The sequence below is a fragment of the Saccharothrix sp. genome, assembly GCF_031180885.1.
Classification (GTDB): domain Bacteria; phylum Actinomycetota; class Actinomycetes; order Mycobacteriales; family Pseudonocardiaceae; genus Actinosynnema.
The window spans coordinates 1-9,671 of record NZ_JAPSLK010000106.1 but is presented as its reverse complement, the minus strand read 5'-3'; the positions used below and the strand labels follow the sequence as shown (position 1 = coordinate 9,671).

The following is a 9,671-nucleotide window of genomic DNA, read 5'->3' as shown; positions in this document are numbered from 1 at the left end:
TCAGCGTCGTCTTGCCGTGGTCGATGTGACCGATGGTGCCGATGTTGACGTGCGGCTTCGTCCGCTCGAACTTCGCCTTCGCCACTGGATTGTCCTCCTGGACTTCTGTTGCTGTGCCCGGCGGGTGGGTTGCCACCCGCCGGGCGTCACGTCAAGGGTTGTGCGGACCCCAGGGACGAGAGACCCCGGAGAGCCCGCGTGGTGCTGCGGTGCTCCGGTTGGGGTTACTCGCCCGTCGCCTTCGCGATGATCTCCTTGGCCACGTTCGCGGGAACCTCGGCGTAGGAGTCAAAGGTCATCGAGTAGTTCGCGCGACCCTGGGTCTTGGACCGCAGGTCGCCGACATACCCGAACATCTCCGACAGCGGGACCAGTGCCTTCACGACACGGGTGCCGCTGCGCTCCTCCATGGCCTGGATCTGGCCACGGCGGGAGTTCAAGTCGCCGATCACGTCGCCCATGTACTCCTCGGGCGTGGTGACCTCGACGGCCATCAGCGGCTCGAGCAGCGCCGGGCTCGCCTGGCGGGCGGCTTCCTTGAGCGCCATGGAACCCGCGATCTTGAACGCCATCTCCGACGAGTCGACCTCGTGGTAGGCGCCGTCGACCAGGGTCACCTTGATGCCGACCAGCGGGTAGCCCGCCAGCACGCCGTACTGCATGGCGTCCTGGGCACCGGCGTCCACCGACGGGATGTACTCCCGCGGGATGCGACCGCCGGTGACCGCGTTGACGAACTCGTAGAGCGCGCCGTCCTCGGTCTTCTCCAGGGGCTCGATGTCGATGAGCACCTTGGCGAACTGGCCGGAACCACCGGTCTGCTTCTTGTGGGTGTAGGAGTACTTCTCCACCTTGCGGCGGATGGTCTCCCGGTACGCCACCTGCGGCTTGCCGATGTTGGCCTCGACCTTGAACTCGCGGCGCATGCGGTCCACCAGGATGTCCAGGTGGAGCTCGCCCATGCCGGCGATGATGGTCTGGCCGGTCTCCTGGTCCAGGTTGACCCGGAAGGTCGGGTCCTCCTCGGCCAGCTTCTGGATCGCGGTGCCCAGCTTCTCCTGGTCGGCCTTCGTCTTGGGCTCGATCGCCACCTGGATGACCGGCTCGGGGAAGGTCATCGACTCCAGCACGATGGGGTGCTGCGGGTCGCAGAGCGTCTCACCGGTGGTCGTGTCCTTCAGACCGATCACGGCGTAGATGTGGCCCGCGATGGCCTCGTCGACCGGGTTCTCCTTGTTGGCGTGCATCTGGAAGATCTTCCCGATGCGCTCCTTGCGGTCCTTGGTCGAGTTGATGACCTGGGTGCCGGAGGCGACCTTGCCCGAGTAGACCCGGATGTAGGTCAGCTTGCCGAAGAACGGGTGGACGGCGATCTTGAACGCCAGGGCGGAGAACGGCTCGTCGCTGGCGGCCTTGCGGAACGCCGGCGTCTCGCCGTCCTGCAGCGTGCCCTCGACCGGCGGGAGGTCCAGCGGCGACGGCAGGTAGTCGATCACCGCGTCGAGCATGGGCTGCACGCCCTTGTTCTTGAACGCGGAACCGCACAGCACCGGGTAGGCCGTGCCCTCGGCGACGATCTTGCGGATGCCCGCCTTGATCTGCTCGACGGACAGCTCCTCACCGCCCAGGTACAGCTCCATGAGGGCGTCGTCGGTCTCGGCCACGGCCTCGACCAGCGCCTCGCGGTACTCCTGCGCCTTGTCCAGGAGGTCCGCGGGGATCTCCTCGACGGTGTAGTCCTCGCCCTTCTGGACCTCGCCGCGCCAGGTCAGCGCGCGCATCTCCACCAGGTCGACGACACCGATGAAGTCGCTCTCCGCGCCGATCGGGATCTGGATCGGGAGCGGCTTCGCGCCCAGGCGCTCGGAGATGGTGCGCACGGTGAAGTAGAAGTCCGCACCGAGCTTGTCCATCTTGTTGACGAAGCAGATGCGCGGGACGTCGTACTTGGTCGCCTGACGCCAGACCTGCTCGGACTGGGGCTCGACGCCCTCCTTGCCGTCGAAGACGGCGACGGCGCCGTCGAGGACGCGCAGGTTGCGCTCCACCTCGACGGTGAAGTCGACGTGGCCGGGCGTGTCGATCAGGTTGATCTGGTGGTTCTTCCAGAAGCACGTCGTCGCGGCGGACGTGATCGTGATGCCGCGCTCCTGCTCCTGCTCCATCCAGTCCATCACGGCCGCGCCGTCGTGGACCTCGCCGATCTTGTAGCTGATCCCGGTGTAGAAGAGGATCCGCTCGGTCGTCGTGGTCTTGCCCGCGTCGATGTGGGCCATGATCCCGATGTTGCGGACCTTGGCCAGGTCGGTGAGCACGTCCTGTGCCACGGGTGTCTTCCCCTGTCTTGAGCTCGCAGGCTCACTAGGGCTGGGTGCGCCCGGCCGGTTCTCGGGTGCCGGCCGGGCGGTGAGTCACCAGCGGTAGTGGGCGAAGGCCTTGTTCGACTCGGCCATCTTGTGGGTGTCCTCGCGGCGCTTGACGCTCGCGCCCAGGCCGTTGCTCGCGTCGAGCAGCTCGTTCATCAGGCGCTCGACCATGGTCTTCTCGCGGCGCTGCCGGGAGAAGCTGATCAGCCAGCGCAGCGCCAGCGTGGTCGCCCGACCGGGCTTGACCTCGACCGGCACCTGGTAGGTGGCGCCACCGACGCGGCGGCTCTTGACCTCCAGGGCGGGCTTGACGTTGTCCAGCGCGCGCTTGAGCGTGACGACCGGGTCGGTGCCGGTCTTCTCGCGGGCGCCCTCGAGGGCGCCGTACACGATCCGCTCGGCCACGGAGCGCTTGCCGTCGACCAGCACCTTGTTGATGAGCTGGGTCACCAGCGGAGAGCTGTAGACCGGGTCGGAGATCAGCGGCCGCTTCGGGGCCGGTCCCTTGCGGGGCATCAGCTCTTCTCCTTCTTCGCGCCGTACCGGCTGCGAGCCTGCTTGCGGTTCTTCACGCCCTGCGTGTCCAGGGAGCCGCGGATGATCTTGTAGCGGACACCCGGGAGGTCCTTCACACGACCGCCGCGCACGAGCACCATCGAGTGCTCCTGGAGGTTGTGGCCCTCACCCGGGATGTACGCCGTGACCTCGATGCCGCTGGTCAGCTTCACACGGGCGACCTTGCGCAGCGCCGAGTTCGGCTTCTTGGGCGTCGTGGTGTAGACGCGGGTGCACACACCGCGCCGCTGCGGGCTGCCCTTGAGCGCCGCGGTCTTCTGCTTGGCGACCTTGTCCTGCCGGCCCTTCCGGACCAGCTGCTGGATCGTTGGCATACGCCGGCTGCTTCTTCCGTTCGCGTGCTCGTCGCGCGGGCGGCGAGCGCTGTTTACTTGGTCCCTCTCTGCACCCGAGGTCGGGCGTGTCGCGCCCCTCTCGGCCGAGGCCCGAGGGTGGAACACCGTTGACCCAAGGTCCGCAGGCGACATCCCAGGACGCCCCTGCGCGTGGAGGTCACCGCGGCCGGCTTTCCAGCACGACTGGCGCGTAGGCACGCGGAGCGGCCCGACATGGGTCGGGCACGAGTACCAAAGATACCCCGCCCGCTTCCCACTGGTCAAAACGGGTGGGGTGTGGTGCTCGACGTGCTCGTTGAGCCTTGGCGACCTGCGGTTTTCCGCGCTTGGCCGAGACCGTTCGGGAGCCTTGCCGGACGGGTCCTCGCCAGGGGGACTTGTCCGACGGGCGACTTCAGTGTAGGTGCGCGCGCCCGGGGCGGCGAGCGCACACGGCCACGTCACGCGAGCCCCGCCACAATCGCTGCCAGGCCGACCCGAGGAGCCCCGGTGACCAGCGACGACCACCCCGCCGCACCACCCGTCGACCTGCCGCCCGAGTACCGGCCGCCGAGGTGGCGCCATGGCGGTTGAGGAGCACGGCGGAGAGGGCTGTCCCCAAGGCGACTACGTGACTACCCCCTAGGGAATTGCCTCGCGTTGCGCGTCAAGGCCGGCGATTGCCTTCGCACCGTGCGCTACAAGAGCCCCGTCCAGGCGTATGCGCTCGGGTTTTGCGAGAGCGCCGACAGGATCGAGGTGTTGGCCGTGCACGACGCGGGCGAACAGGCGTGCCCCAGCGGCGTCCGGCACCAGTACAAACGGCCGCCGCGCACGGTGTGCCTGTCCGGGTGAACGACACTGTGCCCGTGCACACCGATCTCGTCTCCGACATGGCCGCCCTGGTGGGCGGGGAGCCCGTCGTGCTCGCCGTGCGCGGGGACGTCGTGGTCGTGCGGGTCGGGGACGTGGTGTTGAAGGCGCACGAGGCCGGCGCGGACGCCGCGCTGCTCGCCGCGCGGTGCGAGTTGGCCGGCGACCCACGTTTGGGTGAACTTTTCCTGCCACCCCTGCTGGGGCCCGTTCCGGTGCGCGACCGGCTGGTCACCGGGTGGCCGTTGGGCGTGCCGGTGGAGCCCGGCGCGCCCGACACCCTGCCGATGGAGGACGCCGGCCGGATGCTCGCCCACCTGCACACCTTCACCGCCGCGGACTTCCCCGCGCTGCCGGTGGCCGGGGCGTGGGACCGGCTGGAGCGGGCGGTGGCGCGGGTGCCGGACGTGGCCGGGGCCGAGGTGGTGCGGCGGGCGTTCGAGACCGTCGAGCCGATGCGGCCCGGGACGACCCTCATCCACGGCGACTGGCACCTCGGCCAGCTCGTGGCGCGCGGCGGGTGGCGGTTGATCGACGTGGACGACCTGGGCGCGGGCGACCCGGCGTGGGACCTCGCCCGGCCGGCGGCGCTGTTCGCGGCCGGGGTGCTCGAACCACGCGCGTGGTCGCGGCTGCTGGACGCCTACCTCGACGCGGGCGGGACGGGGATCGACCGCGACGACCCGTGGGCGGCGTTGGAAGGACCGGCGCGGGCGCTGGTCGTGCAGATGGCGGCGCGTGCGCTCGCGGCGGCAGAGCGTGACGGAACGGCGTTGGAGCCGGCGCAATCGGCGCTGCTGGACGCCTGCGAGCGGATCACGTCCAGGCACGAACCCATGCCGCGCGGCTAATATCGCGCACAACGCACCGAGAGCAGGAGGCTCACACGATGCAGTGCCCCAAGTGCCATGCGAACATGCGGACTTTCGACCGCATGGGCGTACACATCGAGCAGTGCGACGGCTGCCGCGGAGTCTTCCTGGACTACGGCGAGCTGGAGGCCATCACCCGCCTCGAGGCCCAGATGCAGGCCCCGCCGCCCCCGCCGCCCGCCGCGCCGGCCCCGGCGCAGGTCCACTACGTCCAGCCGGTCCAGCCGGGCTGGGGCGCGGCCCCGCACTACGGCCACGGCTACGGCCACCGCAAGCACCACGGCCTCTCGGGTCTCTTCTTCTCCAGCTGAACTGCCGCGACTCCGTCGCGGCGGCGAGGCCGCCCGGAAGTCGGCTCATCGCGGTGCGTTTCCCGACGATCGAAAACCGTGATCGTCGGGAAAGGCACCGCGACAAGCCGACGCGGCCTCGCAGGCAGCGGTTGCGACTACCGAAAAAACGGGCGATACTCAGTAGTGAGCTGAGGAGGTCGCCATGTCGGTCGCAACGGAGGCTGCGCAGATCCGGGATCTGTTCGACCAGATCGAAGAGATCGAAGAGGTCGCCTCGACGCTGGCGGAAGACGACGAACGCCGCCACAAGCTCGACGGCGTGGTCGCCCGCGCCCTCAAGACCGCTCCCCCGGTCCGACCAGTCGTAGCCGGTGAGCTGCTCGACCTCACCGAGAAGACGGTGAAGGCGTGGGCCCGCGAAGGTGTGCTGGCGATCCACAGCCAGGAACCCCGGATGCTGCTCGACGCCGTCCGCCTGCACGAGGTGCTGCACGTCGTCTCCGAGCTGCGCCAGGCGGGCCGCACCCGCGGTCTGCTGGACGAGGTGCACCGCAGGTTGAGCGACCAGGCCCTGCTCGACCGCGACGACCTGGCCACGAGCCTGGCGCAGATGCACCGGGGTGAAGGACGCGTAGTCCGCAAACTTGATCAAGGTAGTTGAGACGCCGGTCGCGAGCCTCCAGGCCGCGGCCCTGCGCGGTCCCGCCCGCCAGGCCTACGACCGCTTCCTGGACGAACTGTCCCACCGCGGCTGCGCCGCCCTCGGCTACCGGGTGACCGGTCCCGAACCCCTCCCCCGCCTGTGCGTGAAGCACCTGCGCGGCACCGACCGCGTGGTCGTCGCCTTCCCCGAACCCGACACCGCGTGGGTCCTGCTCGTCGGCGCGCACGACGACGACCCGGGCCGCAACCTCTACGACGCCCTCTACGAACTCGCCGGCGTCCGCCCCCGCCTCAATGAGCGCCGCACCAAGCCGCCGTGCTGCTCCGACGGCACTCCCCCGTCCGCCGACGCGGACCTGGTCGACGACCTCGTGGCCCGCGCCCGCGCCCTCGCCAAGTCCCGCAGGCGCTGAGTTCAGAGTTGGTTCATCAAAGCGATCCAAGGACTAGCGCCTGGCCAATACGATCTGGGGTCGAGTCGCACCGATACCGCACTTGAGCGAGGTTTCGTCATGTTGAGCGATTCCGATGCGAACATCCGCCGCAGGCAGGCGCGTCGACCGCGCCGAACGAACGGCGACGGGAAGGTCGCACGGCCGATTCCCTACGATCCCCTCTCCCTTGAGAATCTCGCTCACAGCGTCGAGCGCGCCCTGCTCGATACCGACCCTGTGAACATCACAGAAGTGCCCGAGACCGTCGGTGCCGGCATCTACGCCCTCTACTACACCGGCGACGAACCGCTGTACGCGCCGATCAGCAATCAAGAGTGCTCCACGCCGATTTACGTGGGAAAGGCGGTCCCGCAAGGCGGGCGCAAGGGCCTCGTGGACCCCACCAAGGATTCATACGCCCTCTGGACCAGGTTGCAGGAACACAAGGAGTCGCTCGAGCAGGCCGAGAACCTCGACGTCTCCGACTTCAGGGCCCGCTACCTGGTGGTGGTGCCGTTCTTCGTCGGCCTAGCGGAAGAGATCATGATCCGGAAATACCAGCCCGTGTGGAACCTGAAGCTGGATGGCTTCGGCAACCACGACCCCGGCGAGAACCGGCGTGGCCAGGGTCAACGACCCGCGTGGGATGAGGTCCACCCGGGGCGCTGGTGGTCGCAGCCGGAGAGGATGCCCAAGCCGAACAAGGTCAGCCCCGAGACGTCACGCGAGAACATCCGTGATCACTTGGCCCGGCTCTCCGCTGAGACTCCCGTCGAACTCGACATGGCTCGCGCTCTCGAGGACTTGGACGGTATGCAGTCGGCCCTGGACTTCGACGACGCCGAGTGAGCAGTGCCACGAACCCGGCGAGTCGCACACGCGTTCGACGACAGACCGCGGTATAGTCCGCCCGTGATCAACGGTGCCGCCCAGCTCGAGCTTCCCGTGACTCCGTCCCGCGAGGTCGGCACCAGCATCGAACTCTTCACCGGCGGCGGCGGTCTTGCGAAGGCGATGTGCAACAGCGGCTTCCGGCACCTCGTGGCGGTAGAACTCGACAAGCGCGCTTGCGCCACGCTTCGCAAGAACGTCGCCGACCCGTTCGACCCGACCGTCCCGCAGGCGGAACACATCGACTCTCGGTGGCCTTTGATCGAAGGAGACGTCCGCCAAGTCGACTTCACCCGATGGTTGGGCCAGGTGGATGTGGTCGCCGGTGGTGTCCCGTGCCAGCCGTGGTCCCTCGGTGGTGCACACAAAGGCTACGACGATCCCAGGAACCTGTGGCCGGAGTTGTTTCGGGTAGTCCGCGAGACCCGCCCAAAGGCTGTCGTCGCGGAAAACGTCAAGGGTCTGCTCAGGCCGTCGTTCAAACCGTACTACGACTACATCATCAACGAACTGAGCGCGCCCTTCGAGGAACGCGTCGATGGTGAGGACTGGCGTGATCACGACAAGCGCCTGCGCAAGGTGATCCAGAGGAGTTCCTCCGATCCTACGGAGCGTTACGACGTCAAGTACATGCTCGTGAACGCCGCCGACTACGGCGTACCCCAGAACCGGTGGCGCGTCTTCGTCGTCGCTTTCCGCCAGGACCTCGGGTTGGCGGACTGGAACTTCCCGGCCGCGACGCACTCAGAAGCCGCGCTCCTGGCCGCCCAAGCAGACGGCAGCTACTGGGACGAGCACCGCGTGCCGAAGAAGTACCGCAAGCAGCCGGTGATCCCGGCGAACCATGTGGTCCCGGCCGGTACGTCGCGATGGCGGACTCTGCGCGATGCTCTCTCGGGTTCGACGGAGCGGAACGAGCCGAAGCTGCCCGAGCCGATCGGAGACAAGGTCGACCATCCGGATCACCTGCACCACTACGGCTGGCCCGGGGCACGGGAATATCCGGGTCACACACCGAATGAGTTGGACCGTCCCGCCAAGACGGTGAAGGCAGGGGTACATGGCGTACCCGGTGGTGAGACCGTGCTGCGGCGCCAGGACGGATCTATCCGGTACATGACCGTCCGCGAGGTCTCGCGAGTCATGACCTTCCCTGACGACTGGCACCTCGAAGGTCCACGAGGTGAGCAGATGCGCCAACTAGGCAACGCCGTTCCAGTCAGGCTCGGCGAAGTCATGGCCGGATCGGTAGCGACAGCGTTGAAGTCACGGATGGATGCATCGGCAACTCGTGAACACTCACCCGCTGTGGAAGAAGGCGCCCTTGCCGCCGTTGGCGTGGAAGGCGCCGTCGGGGCTGACTAAGGCACAACGAGCAGCCGAACAGGATGTCGCCGCCGGCGACGAACTCGCGCGGTTGATCGCTTTCAGCGACGGCCGTGTGGCCCGCGCTTCGGTCGCGCTTCGTGGCCTCCGCCAGGGCAGACGCGTGTATGCCTACCTGCGTTGGTCAGTCAGCGGCAAGACGTCTGAGCGTTACGTTTGCGAGGTCGACCGAATGGATCGACGATCCAACCTGGAGCAGGCTTGGGAAGTGGTCCACAACACGGGGATGCTGTCCGCCATTGGAAGAGGCTCGACTTCGGAGGACCCGGCGCATGAGCGAGTCATGGGCGAGTAACCCTTCCGTCAGGGCAATCATGCGAGCGAACCGGCACAGGGACACCCGGCCGGAACTGGCCTTGCGATCAGCCATCCATGGGATGGGCCTCCGGTTTCGAGTCAACGCAAGACCACTGAAGTCCGTACGTCGCACCGTCGACATCGTGTTTCCCAAAGTAAAGGTCGCCGTGTTCGTCGACGGCTGCTTCTGGCACGGTTGCGATGAGCACTACCGTCCAGCGACAGGCGCGAATTCGGACTTCTGGCACGCCAAGATCGCCGGCAACAAGAGCCGTGACGCGGATACCGACCGCAAGCTTCGCGAAGAAGGATGGACAGTCATCCGCGTCTGGGAGCACGAAGCGCCTGAAGACGCAGCGCTTCGTGTGTCCGACACCGTACGCACGCGACGTGCCAATCTGGCTGATTCTCGTTCAAAGAAGTGACGGACTGGTACAGGAGCCGAGCAGCACAGGAGGATGCGGTTCTGTGATGGCGGGTCCGCTTCAGCTTGGCGCGACGCGGAAGCGGCGCAATTCAACACGATGGCGGGAGAACGGGTCGGGGCCGTCCTCCCGCCATGCGTCACCGCGCGATCAGCCCGTCACCGGCAGGTGGCCTTCGACGGGAGTCGGACGCGGCGCCTTGCCCGGGGCGGACGGGGCCGGGGTGGTCGTGGACGGCTTCGTCGGCGTCGCGGACGGGGTGCTGGTCGGCACCGGCTTCT

General features: G+C 67.8%; 12 protein-coding genes. 8 read left to right on the top strand and 4 right to left on the bottom strand.

Annotated elements, in window-relative coordinates; translation table 11 throughout:
* The 4 genes from RIN75_RS43335 to rpsL form a co-directional block, all read right to left on the bottom strand.
* The coding region (locus tag RIN75_RS43335) for a GTP-binding protein (RefSeq protein ID WP_309117941.1) at positions 1 to 85 on the bottom strand (85 nt) is incomplete at its 3' end.
* 139 nt (positions 86 to 224) lie between these two features.
* The gene (gene fusA / locus RIN75_RS43330; protein WP_309117939.1) at positions 225 to 2,327 is read right to left on the bottom strand and encodes an elongation factor G; all 2,103 of its coding nucleotides are present in this window, start codon (positions 2,325 to 2,327) and stop codon (positions 225 to 227) included.
* A gap of 84 nt (positions 2,328 to 2,411) precedes the next feature.
* On the bottom strand, positions 2,412 to 2,882 hold the full coding sequence (rpsG, locus tag RIN75_RS43325) for a 30S ribosomal protein S7 (RefSeq protein ID WP_121224892.1): 471 nt from the start codon (positions 2,880 to 2,882) through the stop codon (positions 2,412 to 2,414).
* Positions 2,882 to 3,256 carry a 30S ribosomal protein S12 gene (rpsL, locus tag RIN75_RS43320; RefSeq protein ID WP_030473471.1) on the bottom strand — a complete coding sequence of 125 codons (375 nt, stop codon included), beginning with the start codon at positions 3,254 to 3,256 and terminating at the stop codon, positions 2,882 to 2,884. The genes rpsG and rpsL overlap by 1 nt, the downstream gene beginning before the upstream one ends.
* Before the next feature lie 693 nt (positions 3,257 to 3,949).
* Between rpsL and RIN75_RS43315 the strand changes: the two genes are divergently transcribed.
* The 8 genes from RIN75_RS43315 to RIN75_RS43280 all read left to right on the top strand — a co-directional run bounded on the left by RIN75_RS43315 (position 3,950) and on the right by RIN75_RS43280 (position 9,390).
* Positions 3,950 to 4,111 carry a hypothetical protein gene (locus tag RIN75_RS43315; RefSeq protein ID WP_309117938.1) on the top strand — a complete coding sequence of 54 codons (162 nt, stop codon included), beginning with the start codon at positions 3,950 to 3,952 and terminating at the stop codon, positions 4,109 to 4,111.
* Entirely contained in the window at positions 4,108 to 4,980 is an 873-nt protein-coding gene (locus RIN75_RS43310) for a phosphotransferase (protein ID WP_309117937.1), read from the top strand. The genes RIN75_RS43315 and RIN75_RS43310 overlap by 4 nt, the downstream gene beginning before the upstream one ends.
* Before the next feature lie 38 nt (positions 4,981 to 5,018).
* Positions 5,019 to 5,312 (top strand): zf-TFIIB domain-containing protein, encoded by a 294-nt coding sequence (locus tag RIN75_RS43305; RefSeq protein WP_309117936.1) that lies wholly within the window; start codon positions 5,019 to 5,021, stop codon positions 5,310 to 5,312.
* A 184-nt stretch (positions 5,313 to 5,496) separates the two neighbouring features.
* The gene (locus RIN75_RS43300) at positions 5,497 to 5,955 is read left to right on the top strand and encodes a hypothetical protein (RefSeq protein WP_309117935.1); all 459 of its coding nucleotides are present in this window, start codon (positions 5,497 to 5,499) and stop codon (positions 5,953 to 5,955) included.
* Positions 5,939 to 6,370: a hypothetical protein gene (locus tag RIN75_RS43295; RefSeq protein WP_309117934.1), complete on the top strand. Its 432-nt coding sequence runs from the start codon at positions 5,939 to 5,941 to the stop codon at positions 6,368 to 6,370. The genes RIN75_RS43300 and RIN75_RS43295 overlap by 17 nt, the downstream gene beginning before the upstream one ends.
* 99 nt (positions 6,371 to 6,469) lie before the next feature.
* Complete coding sequence (locus RIN75_RS43290; RefSeq protein WP_309117933.1) at positions 6,470 to 7,240, top strand: Eco29kI family restriction endonuclease; 771 nt, start codon at positions 6,470 to 6,472, stop codon at positions 7,238 to 7,240.
* Between the two features lie 63 nt (positions 7,241 to 7,303).
* A complete protein-coding gene (locus tag RIN75_RS43285; RefSeq protein ID WP_309117932.1) occupies positions 7,304 to 8,647 on the top strand; it encodes a DNA cytosine methyltransferase in 1,344 nt (447 codons plus the stop codon).
* A gap of 128 nt (positions 8,648 to 8,775) precedes the next feature.
* Positions 8,776 to 9,390 (top strand): very short patch repair endonuclease, encoded by a 615-nt coding sequence (locus RIN75_RS43280; protein ID WP_309117940.1) that lies wholly within the window; start codon positions 8,776 to 8,778, stop codon positions 9,388 to 9,390.
* The last annotated feature ends 281 nt before the right edge of the window (positions 9,391 to 9,671 follow it).